General features: G+C 36.4%; 15 protein-coding genes. 10 read left to right on the top strand and 5 right to left on the bottom strand.

Annotated elements, in window-relative coordinates:
* Positions 1-19: 19 nt before the first annotated feature.
* The 8 genes from K350_RS0100785 (at position 20) to K350_RS0100750 (ending at position 8,172) form a co-directional block, all read left to right on the top strand.
* Complete coding sequence (locus K350_RS0100785; RefSeq protein ID WP_028978293.1) at positions 20-475, top strand: hypothetical protein; 456 nt, start codon at positions 20-22, stop codon at positions 473-475.
* A 4-nt stretch (positions 476-479) separates the two neighbouring features.
* Positions 480-1,118 (top strand): SCO family protein, encoded by a 639-nt coding sequence (locus K350_RS0100780; protein WP_028978292.1) that lies wholly within the window; start codon positions 480-482, stop codon positions 1,116-1,118.
* Positions 1,105-1,494, top strand: a complete 390-nt coding sequence (locus tag K350_RS26820) for a c-type cytochrome (RefSeq protein ID WP_051312735.1) — start codon at positions 1,105-1,107, stop codon at positions 1,492-1,494. The genes K350_RS0100780 and K350_RS26820 overlap by 14 nt, the downstream gene beginning before the upstream one ends.
* A 221-nt stretch (positions 1,495-1,715) precedes the next feature.
* Positions 1,716-2,414 (top strand): sterol desaturase family protein, encoded by a 699-nt coding sequence (locus K350_RS0100770; RefSeq protein ID WP_028978291.1) that lies wholly within the window; start codon positions 1,716-1,718, stop codon positions 2,412-2,414.
* 58 nt (positions 2,415-2,472) lie between these two features.
* On the top strand, positions 2,473-3,453 hold the full coding sequence (locus tag K350_RS0100765) for a hypothetical protein (RefSeq protein ID WP_028978290.1): 981 nt from the start codon (positions 2,473-2,475) through the stop codon (positions 3,451-3,453).
* 190 nt (positions 3,454-3,643) lie between these two features.
* The gene (locus K350_RS0100760; RefSeq protein ID WP_028978289.1) at positions 3,644-4,282 is read left to right on the top strand and encodes a hypothetical protein; all 639 of its coding nucleotides are present in this window, start codon (positions 3,644-3,646) and stop codon (positions 4,280-4,282) included.
* Positions 4,283-4,865: 583 nt separating this feature from the next.
* Positions 4,866-7,079, top strand: a complete 2,214-nt coding sequence (locus K350_RS0100755) for a patatin-like phospholipase family protein (protein WP_162144106.1) — start codon at positions 4,866-4,868, stop codon at positions 7,077-7,079.
* A gap of 217 nt (positions 7,080-7,296) precedes the next feature.
* Positions 7,297-8,172, top strand: a complete 876-nt coding sequence (locus K350_RS0100750; protein ID WP_028978287.1) for an SDR family NAD(P)-dependent oxidoreductase — start codon at positions 7,297-7,299, stop codon at positions 8,170-8,172.
* Between the two features lie 158 nt (positions 8,173-8,330).
* On the opposite strand, the gene K350_RS0100745 is transcribed toward K350_RS0100750, so the two are convergent.
* Positions 8,331-9,767 (bottom strand): T9SS type A sorting domain-containing protein, encoded by a 1,437-nt coding sequence (locus tag K350_RS0100745; protein WP_028978286.1) that lies wholly within the window; start codon positions 9,765-9,767, stop codon positions 8,331-8,333.
* A gap of 515 nt (positions 9,768-10,282) precedes the next feature.
* Positions 10,283-11,170: an NmrA family NAD(P)-binding protein gene (locus K350_RS0100735; RefSeq protein ID WP_028978284.1), complete on the bottom strand. Its 888-nt coding sequence runs from the start codon at positions 11,168-11,170 to the stop codon at positions 10,283-10,285.
* Positions 11,171-11,348: 178 nt separating this feature from the next.
* Between K350_RS0100735 and K350_RS0100730 the strand changes: the two genes are divergently transcribed.
* Together K350_RS0100730 and K350_RS0100725 are read left to right on the top strand one after the other, a co-directional pair.
* Entirely contained in the window at positions 11,349-11,699 is a 351-nt protein-coding gene (locus K350_RS0100730; protein WP_028978283.1) for a winged helix-turn-helix transcriptional regulator, read from the top strand.
* A gap of 1,013 nt (positions 11,700-12,712) precedes the next feature.
* On the top strand, positions 12,713-13,150 hold the full coding sequence (locus K350_RS0100725; protein WP_028978282.1) for a response regulator: 438 nt from the start codon (positions 12,713-12,715) through the stop codon (positions 13,148-13,150).
* A 1-nt stretch (position 13,151) separates the two neighbouring features.
* On the opposite strand, the gene K350_RS0100720 is transcribed toward K350_RS0100725, so the two are convergent.
* Genes K350_RS0100720 through K350_RS26815 form a run of 3 tightly spaced genes read right to left on the bottom strand, consistent with a single transcriptional unit; the run spans position 13,152 to position 17,369 of the window.
* Positions 13,152-14,495 carry a sensor histidine kinase gene (locus K350_RS0100720; RefSeq protein ID WP_028978281.1) on the bottom strand — a complete coding sequence of 448 codons (1,344 nt, stop codon included), beginning with the start codon at positions 14,493-14,495 and terminating at the stop codon, positions 13,152-13,154.
* A gap of 1 nt (position 14,496) precedes the next feature.
* Positions 14,497-15,165 carry a response regulator gene (locus K350_RS0100715; protein ID WP_028978280.1) on the bottom strand — a complete coding sequence of 223 codons (669 nt, stop codon included), beginning with the start codon at positions 15,163-15,165 and terminating at the stop codon, positions 14,497-14,499.
* Positions 15,165-17,369 (bottom strand): bifunctional alpha,alpha-trehalose-phosphate synthase (UDP-forming)/trehalose-phosphatase, encoded by a 2,205-nt coding sequence (locus tag K350_RS26815; RefSeq protein WP_037573501.1) that lies wholly within the window; start codon positions 17,367-17,369, stop codon positions 15,165-15,167. Before K350_RS26815 ends, K350_RS0100715 begins: the two co-directional genes overlap by 1 nt.
* Positions 17,370-17,374 lie beyond the last annotated feature (5 nt).

Below are 17,374 nucleotides of genomic sequence, written 5' to 3'. Positions count from 1 at the left end.
AAACATTAATAAAGTTTATATGAAGAATGAAAGCGAATTCATGAAGTGCACCTATTCGGGACTCAAAAAATACATCTGCAAAACGCTCTTTCTAACTGGTGTTTGTCTTTATACTTTATCTTCCTGCTCAGAAAGTGGAGCTTCAAAAAGAGAGAAGTTGATGGCCTTGCATGACAGTGAAATGGAAAAGATGGATAAAATTGTCACTCTTAAAGAAGAGCTGAAGCAATTAAACAATTCTACAATAAATGAGGATAATAAAAAAGAAATATCGCTTCAGATTAAACGTCTTGAGGAAGCTGATGAAGCCATGATGGGCTGGATGAGGAATTATAAAGAACCTTCTGAATCCATTGATAAGAGCGTCAAAGAGAAATATTACAATGATCAGATAGTTGTCATAACAAATGTAAAGGAGGTGATCGAAAACAGTCTTGATTCGGGTCAGATAATACTTAATAAATACAAGCACTAACAAAATGGTTAAAAGTAAAATTCTATTACTCATAATTGGTCTCTATGTGATGGTGGCTTGTAATAAGGCACCGAGACAACTTCCTATTCTGGGCCCTAAGGAATTGGCTGAAAGGAATGAGAAGGGAAATATAGTAGAAGACACCATTTACCACACCATCCCTGATTTTAGATTCCGGGATCAGGACAGTAACTGGGTAAGTCTTGCTACATTCAATGATAAAATTTACATTGCAGATTTCTTCTTCACGACATGTCCCACAATTTGTCCTGTGATGAAAAGTAATCTGTTGAAGGTATATGATCAATACAAAGATAGCAATACGGTTTCTTTTCTATCTCATACTATAGATCCTTTACATGATTCTATTCCTGTATTAAAAGATTATGCAAACAGGTTAGATATAAATTCTTTTAAATGGCATCTTGTATATGGTTCGAAAGATTCTGTTTATGCAATAGCAAAGAGTTATCTGGTAAGTGCGCAAGAAGACAAAGAGGCTCCGGGTGGATTTATCCATAGTGGAGCACTCATTCTTATTGACAAAAAAAGAAGGATAAGAGGTTACTATGATGGAACGGATGATAAGGCTACAGCAAAACTTATAGAGGATATAAAACTTCTTCTCAATGAAGGCAAGTAAGCAATTAATATACCTGGTTATTCTTTTTATATTGCTGGCATCCTGTGCAGACGGGACTACAGGTGAAAAAACGTATCAAAAGAAATGTTCTAATTGTCATGGTAAAGAAGGAGAGGGATTAAAAAAGTTAATCCCACCTCTTTCAGGTTCAGACTTTTTGATTGATAAAAAGTCTGAACTTCCTTGTATAGTAAGAAATGGTATGAATGATACCATTATTGTTAATGGACAAAAGTTCATTGGAAGTATGCCTGGAAACAATGAATTATCAGATATAGAGATCACCAACCTGGTTAATTATATTAACAGGCAATGGGGAGATCATTCATATCGATCTGTACAGGAAATAAGGATAGAGTTGGATAGGTGTGATTGAGAACTTGCAGCGTTTCATTCCTCTTCCCTGGAGCACAATATAATACGTGATTGCAAATATATTCACACATGTATGTTTCTGTAACATAAGCTCCTTAAAAAGCCAATTGAATAATTTGAACATAGGATAGAAAATGAGTAATTTAGATGATCAGCAGACAGAAGATAGTTCTTTTCTGCGACGAAATTACCTTTTCATTTTGTTTATAAAATATTTAGTACATGCAAGCGTTCTTTGCTTATTTATACAGTTTAAATCTTATTTCCTTATTCCTTTTGTTCTTAGTGGAAAATGCAGCTATTGCACTTATGGCTGTGCTATTGGGTTTTACCTTTGATGGTTTGCTGACGGAAATGAAACGCCTGATCAGCTTAAAAGAAATTTACTGGACCTTTGCTACTATATTCTTTAACACACTTGTAACGCTTGCAGGGTATCTGCTTTTCAAATACGGCTTTATTGTTTTCCATTTGGAATCCGATCTTTTAAATATATTGATCGATTTTGTGGTATTGATCTTTGCAATGGATCTGTTGATGTATGTATTTCACCGGGCAATACACAAGATGAGTTTCGTATACAGGTATCATGATCTTCATCATGCATATGATACGCCAACGGCTATTTCTTTGTTTGTCCTGCACCCGATAGAAGTGATGGGATTCGGATCGCTCTGGCTGATGTTATTATTTGCTGTGGATTTTTCTATCTATGCAGTAATGCTTTACCTGGTATTTAATGTTGCCATGGGCATTATCGGGCATCTGCGTAAAGAAATCGTACCGAAAGCGGTTAAATACAATGTATGTTTTCAATGGCTCGCCAATACAGGCTTCCATGTGGATCATCATCAGCATGAGCAACACAACTTCGGGTTTTATACCAAGGTTTGGGACAGGTTATTCGGGACTTTGAAATAGTTGTGTATGGTGCGGTGAGAGGGAGGGTAAATAAAATAATACTATTAATTGAATATTAATGAAAAGAGTAATCATCGCTATCATATTCTTTTATATTGCAAGTTGCAGTGTAAAGGAAAAAGAGAAAGAAGAAGTAAAGACAGCAGAGGACAGTTTTGGCAGAGCGGCTATTGCTAATAGTAATAAAGTAGTAGTTTCTGATACTGTCAATTTTGAAAAATATCTGAATGTAACTGCTATAGACAGTATTAGTATCAATAGTATTAATAAGAAGGTATTTGAGCTGGAACAAAGCGGTTTGTTTTTCTTGGCATTCAGCAGAGATAAAATTGCTGCAAACTTACATGAAGAAGAAAGTTTGATTGATGTTTATAATCCTTTTTCTGGAAAGGTTTATAGTCAAATTGATTTGATGAAGTATGCAAAAGATTTTCTCAGAGAGAATATTAGAGGTGGATATACACCATCTGAAACCAAGCTGGGGAGGAATAATACCGGCAAGGTTAAAATTATGATTACAGATGATGCAGGTGTTCCCTCCACCGCATTTTTCGCGATCTCTAATCTGGAGTTGCCAAATTTAAAAACCAATACATTAGTTTTAAATAGTAATAAAAAGAGGTTATTCATTGAGGACTATAATAAGGTATTCAATTTTGATGAACTCTTATTTTATAACGATTCATTATACTATATATATGATCTTGAAGAAATTTCTTTTTCCAAAGGGGATACTCTTCTATATAAGATCAACTTCGTAAATAATGATATGATTTTAGGAAATGGAAATGTTATCAAAAATGGAAATGATTATTGCGTTTTAAAATTCCCTTATAAAGACAAATTGTTTTTTTATAAAACCGATTCGAACGACTCTGAATTGTTCAGTTATAACATTATTACAGGTGAATCTAAAATGTATGTGATTCCTCTTTCACCTTTTCAATTTTACTTTGCTGAAGATGGATTTTTTATGGCTTATATGCCAGAAGGGCAGGAGTCAAGTGAGATGTATAGGTATAGTTTTGTTCAGTATTAATATTGAAACTATCATACTCATTAAAATCCCTTTCATTCAGTAAAGGGATTTAGGGTAAGGTCTTGATAGATATGTAAAACAATATTAGTCTTGAAATTATATATTATTTCCTTCTCCTTCAAGACAAGAGTCAGAGAAAAGGTCCTTTTATTAAATATCGGATTCTAAAATTTATATTAATAGTTCTATAATGAAAATTGAGTTTGAGAAGGTTTATTCTTATAAACCAGAATCAACAATGCCTGCAATAATTAAGGTGCCTATTCTATTGATACTTGCTCCTCTATTACTTGTAGTCTTAATTATTCTTATTTCGGTAATACTTGTAGGTTTAATTATCATTCTTGTTTGGTTAGGCTTAGGTAGGCTTTTTTCAATTGGAAATAAGGAGCCTGAAATAATAGAGAAGGAGCAGAAGCCATATTTCCTGATTGAAAAAGATAATTTTAGCATTGAATTAGTAGAGCTTGATTATGAGGAATACTTCAGGCTTGAGGATTATTGGCATTCAGATGTATATGATGAAGATACCACATTGTATTTGGCTAAGACCAGTCCGGAGATAGCTGGCCTTCATAATAAAGTCATCTCAACTTTCATGAAGGAAATAAAAGAAGGAGTTTTGCTTCAAATTGTTGACTTTCCGGGGAAAGCGAGTGTCCCTTTTTCATGGATCATCTATTTTGAATATTCTTCTTTGAGTATAAAAATGCTGGATGAGATTGGGCCTTATTTTTTGTACAACAATGAAAATGACGGGAATGTAATTGAAGGTTTTAATATGGGTGGCAAGATTCATTTAAAGATTAAACTATCAGACTGGACATAGGTGATAATGAAACTTACATTTTTTATTCCTTATACCAATCAGATTTGAGTGTGTCATGTTCTTGTTGAAAATATTTTACAAAGAAATTTTACTTTTTTCGAAATAATATTTTGTTTTATTTCTTCTCTATTGTTCCTCTTTTTTTCGTACAAACATTCGATAATAAAGGAATTAAGAGATTGAATTAGTGAACAGATAATCAGTTTGTTAAATCCTTGTGTAAGCCAGCTAGGGAGAGGAGGTTTTCGTTTAAAAAAGCCCTAAATTATTGGTATCTTTGATTAATAGTATTCTTATTATGCAAATTAAAAAATACGCTTCAAACGTTTTTTTCTTAATTATTCTCTTGTTTATCAGTTCCATAAATTATTCTCTGAAATTGAGATCAGAAATATGGTCTGTATTGAATAATAAGTTATTCAGCCAGAGCTTGATTGGTAAAGACTTTCAATCGTTTTTTTGTCATAATTATTAACTGTTTCTCTGATTCCTTGCTATGCGTTTTTTCTATTACTCTTTGTCGCTTTTGTTATGCCTTTCCTTTGGAAGTCATGCGCAAACTCAGACACGACCCCAAATAGGATTGGTATTAAGCGGAGGTGGTGCCAAAGGACTTGGTCACATCGGCATTTTAGAAGTATTGGATGAGGTGGGCTTAAAAGTGGACTACATCACAGGCACCAGCATGGGCAGCATTGTTGGTGCTTTGTACGCCATGGGCTATTCGGCAGACAGCATCCACAAAATAGCAGTTTCAGAAAAATGGGACCTCTTACTTTCCAACCAGATTCCCTTGAACTATTTATCGCCTGAAGACAAGGCGGAGTATGGGCAATATAATTTTGAACTTAGTTTTGAAGAGAAAAGGGTAAGAATGCCCAATGGTTTGTTAGAAGGACATATGTTGGGTTTGGAATTTGCCCGCTTGATCCAGCCGGTAGCGGACAGACCGAAATTCACTGACTATCCTATTCCTTTTAAATGCATCGCCACAAATATTGAAACGGGGGCAGTAGAGGTCCTGGACAGCGGGAATATTGCCAATGCGCTGCGGGCGAGCATGGCCATTCCTACTTTTTTCACACCAGTGATGTACGAAGGAAAATACTTGATAGACGGAGGGATACTTCGCAACTTCCCTGTTATCGAAGCCAAGGAAATGGGGGCTGACATTATTATTGGAGTAAATGTAAGTTCGGCTGCCTTACCGGCAAACAAACTGCACTCCATCGCTAACGTATTGTTTCAGGCCATGTCGCTTGCGGGAAGCGTGGATGTGGAAAGACAGAAAAAAATGGTAGACCTCCTGATAGAACCCGACCTGAATCGCTTTTCAGTAGGAGACTTTCCCAAAGCGGAGGCAATTATAAAGGTTGGGAGAGCAAAGGGGGATTCGGTGCGTACTGCGCTCTTGGCCTTAAAGGATTCTTTGAACGCTTTATATCCCGGAGAATTTGAACGCACGGTTCAACTTCCTAAACGACCTTCCTTTTCTTTTGCTGAAATCGAAGTTCGGGGTTTGAAAACGTATTCCTCTTCCTACGTGATCGGTAGTCTGGGGTTAGAATGCGGCAAACCGATCTCCTGTGAAGAACTGGACAAGGCCATTAACCAGTTAATGGGTACCTTGAATTTTAGGAAGATTAATTATGAGATGGATTTTGGCGAAGATCCGAGTGAAAACAGTTTGATCATTCACGTGATAGAATCGAGCCGCTATACTGCCAAGCTGGACTTTAACTACAACACCTTTTTTAAAACATCTTTCATCTTTAAGTTTACTGCCAAAAACTTGTTCTTGCAAAACTCCCGCTTCTATACCAATTTAAGTATTGGGGACAACCTTCGTGCAAGAAGCCAGTATGGAAAATATTTTGGACTTAAACGCCTCTCACAACTAAATCTCTTTGGAACATTTGATCAATACGATGTGCCTACTACTCTTGCAATTGGGAATGTGTTGAGTATTTCCCGATTGAGTAAGATGAATACCTATTCTGTAGGCCTGGAACTTCAACGGAAAATAGCCAATGAGGCAAGTGCTCATATCGGCATACAAAATGAATACTCCAATATGCGCAATCTGGTCAACAGCGCCAATATCGCCACCTATGTGCAGAGCCGCAATTTTGCCGCCTATTTCATGCTTCGACTGAACACACTGAACGCAGTCAACTATCCTTCAAGAGGGTGGAAAATCTATGCATCGGCCTCCCAGGTATTCAACTACCGCTATCGCATGGCCAATGAAGCAGGGGTGGACATTGGTCTTGTGCTACCAGATCTGCCTCTGAGCAAGCAAGATATTAAGTCCAGCTTTCAACAAGTATATGCAAGCATTCAAAACTACTTGCCTTTAAGCCGCACCACTACCTTGACTTCCTCAGGTTTTGCCGGCTTCACCTATAACACCGATTTGACTTTGAGCCATTTTTATGGATTGGGCGGGATGCGGGAAAATTTCCAACGGAACATTCCCTTTGTTGGTATCAAGGAGTTTGGCCACCGATTATCTCCTTTTTTAATGAACAATGTAGTCAACGTCCAATTGGGAGTGCAACAGCAACTCTTCAAAGTACTGTATATCATCCCTAGAGTAAATGTGGCCACGGCGGGCCAGCGCATCAACCAATTCACTCTTTCGGATACTGATCCCGAACATTTTTTATGGGGTTATGGAATTACGGTTGGCTTCAATTCCCCCGCTGGCCCCATTGAGATGTCCGTTTTCAAAAGCAATCAGCAACAGGACTTTCTGCTGTACATCAACATTGGGTACTCGTTTTTTAATCGTTAAGGGAACAAATTTAAAGACCATTAAATCTAATAATCATAATACTCCTCTATGGCCTATTCTCTGAGGCCACTATGCAAAATGTTAAAAAAAATTAAGCTTTTAACATTCTATTGTAATCTTAAATGACCTATAAATCATAGCTACCATTTGGTATGGTAATAAGTTGAACCGGCAAAGTAAATAGAATGTTCCTTATGCAAGAAGAGCAATGAATGATATGAGAAGACTTGAGGATAAAGTGGCTATAGTTACCGGGGCGGGAACAGGAATTGGAGAGGCTATCGCCAAACGATTTGCTCAGGAAGGTGCAAAAGTTGTAGTATGCGGCTTTCCCGAAGATCCTGTGAGTGATACGGTTAAATATATAAAAGACGAAGGTGGAGAAGCAGTGGTTTTCAAGGGCGATATTTCAGAAGAAGGAAATGCAAAAGCATGTATACAGACTGCTGTAGATACTTTTGGGAAGCTTGATATTCTGATTAACAATGCCGGAGTGTTTCCTGAGATCAATGAGTTGACAGAATATTCGAATGAAGCATTCAGATACCTTGTTAAAAACAATATTGAATCGGTATTCATGATGACCAAATATGCTTTACCTGAGCTTCAGAAAAGTAAAGGAAACATTGTGTCTGCCGGTTCTGAAGCGGGTAAGATAGGAATAGCGGATAATACTCCTTACGGAGGAACCAAAGCTTTTATCCATGCATTCATGCGCGGAGTTGCAATTGAACAAGCGAGATATGGCGTAAGAGCTAATTGTGTTTGTCCCGGACCGATAAATACTTCCTGGTTGAATACGGATGAAAGCGGGGTGACTGAAGAAATGGTTGAGTCCTTTGTGAATGCAACTGCAATAGGAAGAAAAGGAACACCGGAAGAAATTGCCAATGTATATTTATTCCTGGCTTCTGATGAAGCTTCTTATGTTACAGGTGCGCTTTATTCAGTGGATGGTGGTGTGACCATAACCAAAGGTAGTGTAGGAGCCAAGGCAGATACGAGCATGAAGAAAGAACCTAAAGGAAGTGTCAGACTTGAGCATCAGCAAAAGGGTGCGACATTTATACGGGAGCCTGTAGGAAAAAAATAAAAGGAATTACGAGTACTCAAATTTAAATAAAGTCAAATTAATTTTATGTGGCCGAAGGAAAAATGTGGCCTGTCGGGTGGTAGGCCACGGATTAGAGTAAGAAAAAAATAAAAAGACGTCATGAGTTTTCATGATGTCTTTTTATATAATGAATAATATTATTGTTTTACAAACTTTGTAGTGAATGAACCATTAGTGGTTTCTACCTTTATTTGATATAGACCTGTGTTTAGTCCATCTACCAAAAGCATTTTTTCAGCAAATCCAAGATTGATAACTTCACCTGTAGTGCTTGTAGCAGTAGCTTTCACAATTTCTCCTGCAGCAGTAACAGAAACGTTTGTTGCTGAAGGATTCGGATAAACAGAAAAGACAGATGCAGTTTCCATTTCAGTTTCTGCAGATCTTAAATTATTTGAATTAGCCCATCCATTCCAGAAAGAGTCTGTAAATACAGCTCCTGCATTATCATTAAAAGTGTAGTTTGTATTCACTGCAGCTACAATGATTCTCTCATTGTGGATGTCTATCGAATTTCCTACAGTTACTTTGTCTTTTCTGCCCGTTGCTAGATTATTTTGAGGAATGTAAATTGAACCAATCAGATTAAACGGACTTCCTTGCAGTTGATAATAATATACTCTTTCATTATTTGAAATGATCAGCCCCTGTCCGCTGATTGCAACGTTCAGACCAAATCTAGCAGGTCCAGTCAAAGTCTGATGAAGGGCCCATGTATTTGTTCCTGATTTTTTAAATAGCTGAACAATGTATTCGCCATTTGAACCAAAAGTTGAAGCTGCAGCATGGCTTGCTGTAATGTCTACCTGGCTATAACCATAACCAGAAACATTTGAAAGCTGAGCAACGCTTGTCCAGGTACCATTAGTAAGTTTATAAATGTAAACTTTGGATCCTCCTGTTACAATTAACTGATCACCTGAAAGTTTTACAACCTTACCAAAGTAGTCTGCATACTGAAGTCCGGTTACAGGAATCCAGCCTCTGCGTACCCACTGAAGGTAACCCGTTCTCTGAAACATACATACACCGCCTTCTGAATTATTTCTGCCCGGTGCTCCGACAGCAATCCAGTCTCCGTCAGTGGCAACAGCATCACCAAATTGCAAACCAGACACCACATCATTTGCCTCAGGCAAAAGATGGTAGTTTAAGGTAGTATGGTATTCGCCGTTATTCAGTTTGTTTGCAATGATTACCAAACCAGCGCTTGCACCACCTGTTACATAAGAAGGGGCACCTGCAGCTATACATTGAGAACCTATAGCTACATTATTCTTTTTCCCCAGACCAATGCTGGCGCCATTCCCATATGTATATGTTCTCACATATTGATTGTTACTGAATAAGCGGATTGTACCGTGGTACGTTCCTGCTCCACCGTTATAATAATTGTCATTCTCAAATTCTGAGGATGCAACCGTGTAATGGTCATAAACAGCTACAGCTGATCCAAAATCATCGATTCTCTCGGGTCTTGGATATGCTAATTCTGTTGCTGGTACTTGCGCCACTGCTGTTCCTACAGCAAACAGCATCATAATGCTGTAGATGGACTTTTTAATTTTGATCATAGAATAGATAAATTTTTCTTCCAATTTATTTAGTTCAGATCAATCACTTGGGGAGTAATTTATAAGGTGGGTCTTTTGCTTTACAAATTCTGCTTTTTAATTTATGAAAAGAAGAAGTAAAATGTTTTAAGTAATAAGTTTTAAGTAGTAAGTAAAAAAGTACAAAGTTTAAAGTTCAAAGTAAAAAATCTTTAAGTTATAATCTTTCTAACTTTAACATGCTCCATGGCCCATCACCATACCCACTCTGTCTATATCAACAGAGCTTGGGTAAACCTTTTATTTAAATCAAGTAGCTACTCCAGGATAAATCTTAAAATGGTAAATTGTTGTTCAGTTGAGTTTCCTAAAATAGGAAAGATGAATTTAGAATATTGATTCCATTAAATGTAAAGGTTTTAGCTGAAGGAAAATTGTGACCTGTCTGGGGATTGGCCATGGTGTAGCTTTGGGAGAGATCTTGATTTAAAACCATCAGGTATTCATAATAAAATACCTGATGGTTGAACTGTTCATTAAGAGTTATAGATAAAGGTAAATTCACTGGCAAAGTTTTCAAGCTTGGCAGGACTGAGAGCTGGTTGATGTTTATAAAGGTCTTCGAACATTTTCCCTGTTCTTATTGCAATACCCATTTCAGTGAATGCTTCCGCATGGCTGTCGGAGAGTCCGGCATTCAGAAGTCCTTCTTTCTGCTGTTCGTCTGTAAATTCAACCCATGGAAAATCTTTTCCTATTGCTTTTCCCAGAACCTGCACTATCTCTTGTGTTGTTCTGAAATCACTCACAACATACCTAAAGGAACTACTTTTAAAATTAAGGTGCAGCAATTCATCAGTTGCAGCCGCGGCAATATCATTAGTATGTACAAGTGGAAGCTTTGCATCACTATTTCCAAAATTACCTCCCGCAATCCCCAGATTTTTTATTAAACCTATTTGATTAAAAAGATTATAGAAAAAGTATGATGGTCTGAGATGCTTTACATTTAAGCCTGGTATCTGATCCAGCATCTTTTCATAGGCTGCCAAAGCATCTACCGGACCGCAGCCCTTTCCCAAATGTGCACCGATACTGCTCAACGTAACTACATATGGTATTTTATTTGCGCGAATAGATTCAGCATAATTGGAAGCAATTTTAAGTTGAGATCCTCTCAGGTCATTGGTTTTCATCAATGGAGGAATCATGGTATAAACTACCTCTGCATTTTTAAAGGCATCTTTCACAAATTGACTATCTTCCAGAGAGCCTGTCAGCACTTTAGCCCCAAGCGCTTCAATCTGGCTTACCTTATTGACATCGCTGGTGATAATAGTTACATTCTTGCCAGCTTTAATAAGATTTTCTGCTATTGGTTTGCTGATATGTCCAATTGAACCTGTTATTACATAATTTTTCATAGTAGTCGTTTTTTAGAATTTGAGATTGTAAACTAGTTGTAAAGAACTTCTTGACTTGACTCCGGATCTTTGTCTGTAATTACATTGCAATTCTAACTTTTTAGTCTTTATTTTGTAAGTAGTTATATAAAACTGATATAGTCATTGAAATCATACTAATATTGTAAATCAGTATATTATGGAAAGTTTCAAACTCAAAAATGTTGAAAATTGTCCGGTTACGGCGGCTTTAAGCGTAATAGGAGGAAAGTGGAAAATGCTGATTGTCTATATGATCATTAACGATATCAATCGATTTGGGAAACTAAGTATGATGTTAAAGGATATCAGCAAACAAATGCTTACAACTCAATTGAGGGAATTGGAACAGGATGGTTTGATTGAAAGGGTGATTTACCCTGAAATTCCTCCCCGTGTTGAATATTTTTTGACATCTAAGGGAAAAGCTCTGATTCCGATCATGAATGCATTAAAAGACTGGGGAAACGAATATTTGTTAAAAGAAGTTCCAATAAGGGAATCAGTTTGAAGAATAAATATTATTTGATTTTTTTTACTGAAATCCCTTTTCAGATTCTATAAATTTCATACATTTGAAGTGGCAAGCCCGTGCTGTTGACCATCGAATGCTCACGGATATATAAAAAAATCGTTTATCTGTACTTGAAAAAGTCACATAACATTTTTTCCAACATAGAAATATGAGCGCGTCGACAGTCTGATATGGGCTTGCCTATTTTTATATCTCAAGAAATTGACCTTTTCCTAAATACAATCATCGAATGGTCATTCTGCCATTTTAATCAACGCTCTGCAGATAGGGTAATTTTCATTTTTCCAATAGGTCAGGTTTCACAAGTTCAGCATGATCAAACAAACATTTACGAAATTGATGGGCATGTCCTGAAGATTCGTGTTTAATTCATCTTTGATAAATAGCTTTCCTGCTATTGTAAAATTTTCCTACGAACCCATATATTAAGTAAAACTTATTTTGCAGTCTTTCAATACTAATATGCCTATGAATGAACCTTTTAAGGTGTTTAGGCTCTCTTCTTATGGCTTGTGAGTGTCACTATGCACTTATGGAGGCGATTTTTATATTAAGAAATTTTAATCGAATTCTAATTTCAAACATACATCAAGTCTCTATTTTTCGATGTTATAACTCTAGGATTAGGATTCTCTTTTGTGTTGTATTGATTTTCTGAAAGATTTAAATAGGATGAGGTATTAAGTTATCGTATCATTGCAAACGAACCTCATCGCTTTGCCTTCTCCTTCAGGACATGGCTGTAAACTTAGTGAATCTTTACTTGGTAATGCTGCACTTCTGAAGCATCTGAGCTTTCTAAAAGAATAAAATTTGCCTATCAGGTAGATTGTCTATTGTAATTGAAGATTATTTAGTAACTATCAGATTCTTCCCAGAATGAATGATGCTAAATGTAGTCTTTAGAATAACGAGAATTTAATAACTGATTCTATACATTAAGTAGTAGTGAAATCAAGCCGTTATTGGCTTCATAAAATCATATAGTAATGGCTGCAAAATCAATTCTTTATATTGAGGACGATGAATTAGATGTAATATGTTTTGAACGAGCGTTACTAAAATTTAATCTGCCCATAATTTTCTATACTGCTTATAATGGAATTGAAGCGCTTGAATTGCTTGAAGGGAAGAATAAAATTTCTATTCCTGATATTATTGTGTTAGATCTCTCCATGCCTAAAATGAATGGGTTTGAGTTTTTAAAAGTGCTGAGAGAAAGCAGAATTTATGATTCAGTCAGAATATTTATTATGACTACTTCCAATGATGACAAAGACAGGATTCTGGCAGAGACCTATGATATTGATGGATATATTATCAAGCCTTTAAACTTCAACGAGAACACTAAAAGGAATTCGTCTATGGATAACTTCATGCAGTTTCAAATTAATAAGATGCTTGGAAAAGATTTATCCAACTTATAAATTATATTGGAAATGTAAGGGTTACAGAAGTACCATTGCTGATTACAGAGTTAATTCTCAATGTTCCTCCGTGTAGTTTTATAATTTTATTTGTAAGGGAAAGACCTATGCCGAATCCACTTGCAGAAATGTTTCTATGACTTCTATAGAATGGTTTGAGAATTTTTGTAAGCTCATCTTTATCTATACCGGAACCTTCATCTATTACAGTAAAGCTTATATTGTCTGCTTCCTTCTCATCAACAATTAGTTTTACAGGCTCATCCGAGTATTTAAAACCATTTTCAATAACATTCATCAACGCTACTCTTATCAGGTCTTCATTCCCTGTAATTTCAATTTCACTAAGGTCTTTATTTATATTATTTTCAATTAAAAAGGATTTTGAATATTTTCTTTTTAGTACATCTTCTTCAAGTCTGTCCAATAAATATCTGAGATTTACTTTTTCAGAAATCAAGCTTTGTTTATCGGCTTGAAGCAATTCCAGAAGCTTGTTGGATAACTCTGTAAGGCTTAGCGATTCCTCGAGAATTGATCTTAACGTTTCTTTATAATCTTCCGTAGAACGATCTTTAAGCAGTGCTACTTCTATTTCACTGGTAATGGATGTCAACGGTGTGCGCAATTCATGAGACGCATGTGCTATAAACTTATTCTGCTGCTCAAATGTATCTTCAATTCTGTCAAACATCTGATTGAAAGAATTGGCAAGCTGTGTGATTTCATCCTTTCCTTTACGCTTGGTTAATCTTAGTCCTGTATGTCCTTCTTTAATATTATCAACTTCATGAATAATTTCTGAAATAGGAGAAAGGGCCCTCGATGAAAAAAATCTTCCCGAAAAAAATATGACAATCAATCCGAAGAGATTTCCGGCTACCAATGCTATAGCCAGGAAATTATTAGCTTTAGAACCTTCTATATCAATGGCTGAGGCTGTTATGACATAAGTTCCTTTATAATCCAGACCTACAAATTGCCGGTCTTTTAATTTAAAAGAATACTTTTTGTCGTCTCTGATCTTTTGCAGTTTGTCATCAGGAATTTTAAATTTTATCGTATCATCTTTATATACAAGATTATCGTTCTTGTCATAGATTCTCACATACTCTTCATGAAGTGACTGAAGATAATTCCGTCTTAGCTTTTTTAAGAGCTCTGAATTTATCTCTTCTACCTCTATCAGAATTTTAGCGGTATTCAAGGCTTTTTCCCTGAGTCGCTTTCTGAAGTTAAATTCTCTGTATTGACTAAATGCATAATAGAGACAGAGGCTGAATAGAACAAGAATACAAAAGACAATTCCTGTAAATTGAAATGTAAGCTTGTTTCTTATTTTCATATTATTCTTCTTTAAGAATGTAGCCCAGGCCAATGAGTGTGTGTATTAACTTTGGTGTGTAATTCCTGTCTACTTTCTTACGAAGATAATTAATATAAACATCAATAATGTTAGTGCCCGTGTCAAAGTTGAGATCCCAAACATTCTCGGCTATATCTGCTCTGGATAACACTTTGCCCTTATTCTTTATCAGATATTCAAGCAATCCGTATTCTTTGGCTGTGAGTTCAATTCTTTTTCCGCCTCTTATGACAGATTTAGTATCAATGTCGAGTTCAAGATTAGCTATTCTGTATATTTTGTCATTATGTACCGGTGGCCTTCTGGATAAAGCTCTTACTCTGGCAAGAAGCTCTCTGAACTGAAAGGGTTTAAGAAGGTAGTCATCAGCACCGGCGTCTAGTCCGTTTACTTTATCATCAATGGTACCGAGGGCTGTGAGCATCAAAATAGGCGTGGATTTCTGAGCTCTTATTTTAGTGCATACTTCAAGACCGTTAATATCAGGAAGATTTATATCCAATATAATTAACTGATATTCGTGTGACACTGCCAGGTCCAGACCTTCTCTGCCTGTCAATGCCAGATCTGCTGTATAATTACTGTCTTCCAGACCTCTTTTAAGCACAGTGCCTACCTTTTTCTCGTCTTCGATGATAAGGATTTTCATTAAAACAATTTTTGAGTTTTTTCTGTAATTTCAGATAAGATAGTCCTAATACCTGAATTTACACCCTGAATATAATGAGGAAGCGTATATTTAGCTGCGGATAGGGAAGAACCGATTTTTATAGTATAAGCATGTTCCGGCATTTCCTTGAACATATCTTCATCTGTCCAGTCATCACCAGCAGCAAGGATAAAATCAAAAGGAGCCTTCAGATATTTTTTAACTGCTCTTCCTTTATTGATTAAAGCACTCTTTATTTCTACTACTTTATTACCTTCAAGCACAGACAATCCCATGTTTGTGGTCAGATATTGAAGATAGTCCAGCAGCTCCTTTTTCCTTGCATTGGAAAGATCATCATCTGCTTTTCTGTAATGCCATACAAGAGAATGATCTTTCTCTTCGATAAATGTTCCCGGTGTTTTTTCAACAAAGTGATTGAGAAGTGCCGATAATTCTTTTTTCCATTCATCATTCAGCTGAAACATCATTTTCCAGTTCTTATCTCTTCTCATCCACAAACCATGTTCAGCAATGATATCCATATTAAAATGGCCAAACCATTCATTCAATGTTTCCTTGTTCCTACCTGAGATAATCACGACTTTGAGGTCCTTAATAGCGCATAGCCTGGTCATAATATCAATAAGATTCTCGTCTGGCTTAGCGTGTTCAGGCTTATTCTGAAAGGATACCAGCGTTCCATCATAATCCAGAAATACTATTCTGTTTTTTGAAGAATTAAAATCTGAGATCACCTTGTGTTTAAGTTCAGGAGTAAGCCTCTTCATCGCCAGTTCTTGCTGCTTCTGTACTATTTCCTCCACAGATTTCAGAAATATAGATGTCCATTTTGAAACATCATATTTTCTGAGAAGGTATTGCATTTCAGACATTCTTCTTTGTTGTTCATCAAATGGCATGCATAGTGCATTCTTTATTGCATTGGCACATTCTTCTATATTATAAGGATTGATGATCAGCGCATCTGACAGCTCTTTTGCAGCGCCTGCCATTTCACTGAGAATCAATACACCTGTTTCATCATTACGGCTTGCTACATATTCTTTACAGACGAGATTCATTCCATCTCTCAGAGGTGTTATCAGTGCTACATCACTTAACTTATAAAAGGCTGAAAGAGATTGAAGAGGATATGATCTGTAAAAATAAAGTACCGGAGTCCAATTCACTGTGCGGTATTTGGAGGTGATATTGCCGACCATCTCATCTATTTCCATCTTAAGATCCTTATACAACTGAACCTTTTCCCTTGAAGGCACAACGATCATCAGCAGTGAGACTTTTTCTCTGAATTCAGGATTTTTCTCAAGGAAAACATCAAATGCCTTTAGTCGCTCAGGTATTCCCTTGGTATAATCCAGTCTGTCAATGGAAAGGATGATTTTAACATCCTGAAATTGTTTTCTATGTAAGCCTACCTGTCTTTCTGTTGACTTTAGCTTAGACGTTTCCCAGTATTTAAAAAAGTCTATTCCTAAGGGAAATGCATCTACTTTAAATATGCGTTCTTCAGCCCTTACTGTACCCATTTTATTTTCCATGCCCAATATCCTTTGAATGGAAGTAAGGAAATGTTTTACATCATCATGAGTGTGAAAACCAATCAAATCAGCTCCGGTAACCCCTTCTAGTATTTGTTCTCTCCATGGAAGTATTCTGAAAATTTCATATGAAGGGAAGGGAATATGTTGAAAATAGGCAATTTTAGCTTTGGGTAGTTTTTTTCTTATAAGACCTGGTAATAGCAGGAGGTGATAATCATGAATCCATATAAGATCTTCTTCTCCGGCATGTCTTAGCACTTCTTCACAAAATATTTCATTGACCTTTTTATAAACTTCCCATTGTTCTTCATGGCAAGAAGTATAAGTAGGAAAAGAATGAAATAAAGGCCAGAGGGTTGTATTGCTAAATCCTTCATAAAACTGATTTACATCCGGGTCTTCCAGGAAAATCGGTATAAGCCTTTGTTTTTCAAGATTTAATTTAATCTCATCGGTATTTTCATGGAATCCTTCAAGGGAAAAACCTGCCCAGCCTATCCATACTGAGTTCATGTCTTTGCTGGCACCGGCAAGTCCAGTAGCTAGTCCACCAGGACTAGGCGTGAAGACTACCTTGTTGTCTTTTCTGCTTAATGTTACAGGAAGACGGTTTGAAACAATAATTGTCTTTTCCATACTCT

It is taken from the genome of Sporocytophaga myxococcoides DSM 11118, assembly GCF_000426725.1.
Taxonomy (GTDB): Bacteria; Bacteroidota; Bacteroidia; order Cytophagales; family Cytophagaceae; genus Sporocytophaga; species Sporocytophaga myxococcoides.
The sequence above is the reverse complement of the archived record's forward strand: the minus strand, read 5'-3'. Positions and strand labels throughout refer to the sequence as shown.

Excerpts from the sequence above, each read along its gene's own strand:
- K350_RS0100785 (WP_028978293.1), top strand. The coding sequence starts at position 20 with ATGAAGAATGAAAGCGAATTCATGAAGTGCACCTATTCGGGACTCAAA.
- K350_RS0100730 (WP_028978283.1), top strand. The coding sequence starts at position 11,349 with ATGGAAAGTTTCAAACTCAAAAATGTTGAAAATTGTCCGGTTACGGCG.
- K350_RS0100715 (WP_028978280.1), bottom strand. The coding sequence starts at position 15,165 with ATGAAAATCCTTATCATCGAAGACGAGAAAAAGGTAGGCACTGTGCTT.
- K350_RS0100780 (WP_028978292.1), top strand. The coding sequence starts at position 480 with ATGGTTAAAAGTAAAATTCTATTACTCATAATTGGTCTCTATGTGATG.
- K350_RS0100720 (WP_028978281.1), bottom strand. The coding sequence starts at position 14,495 with ATGAAAATAAGAAACAAGCTTACATTTCAATTTACAGGAATTGTCTTT.
- K350_RS0100750 (WP_028978287.1), top strand. The coding sequence starts at position 7,297 with ATGAGAAGACTTGAGGATAAAGTGGCTATAGTTACCGGGGCGGGAACA.
- K350_RS26820 (WP_051312735.1), top strand. The coding sequence starts at position 1,105 with ATGAAGGCAAGTAAGCAATTAATATACCTGGTTATTCTTTTTATATTG.
- K350_RS0100770 (WP_028978291.1), top strand. The coding sequence starts at position 1,716 with ATGCAAGCGTTCTTTGCTTATTTATACAGTTTAAATCTTATTTCCTTA.
- K350_RS0100760 (WP_028978289.1), top strand. The coding sequence starts at position 3,644 with ATGAAAATTGAGTTTGAGAAGGTTTATTCTTATAAACCAGAATCAACA.
- K350_RS0100765 (WP_028978290.1), top strand. The coding sequence starts at position 2,473 with ATGAAAAGAGTAATCATCGCTATCATATTCTTTTATATTGCAAGTTGC.
- K350_RS0100745 (WP_028978286.1), bottom strand. The coding sequence starts at position 9,767 with ATGATCAAAATTAAAAAGTCCATCTACAGCATTATGATGCTGTTTGCT.
- K350_RS0100735 (WP_028978284.1), bottom strand. The coding sequence starts at position 11,170 with ATGAAAAATTATGTAATAACAGGTTCAATTGGACATATCAGCAAACCA.
- K350_RS26815 (WP_037573501.1), bottom strand. The coding sequence starts at position 17,369 with ATGGAAAAGACAATTATTGTTTCAAACCGTCTTCCTGTAACATTAAGC.
- K350_RS0100725 (WP_028978282.1), top strand. The coding sequence starts at position 12,713 with ATGGCTGCAAAATCAATTCTTTATATTGAGGACGATGAATTAGATGTA.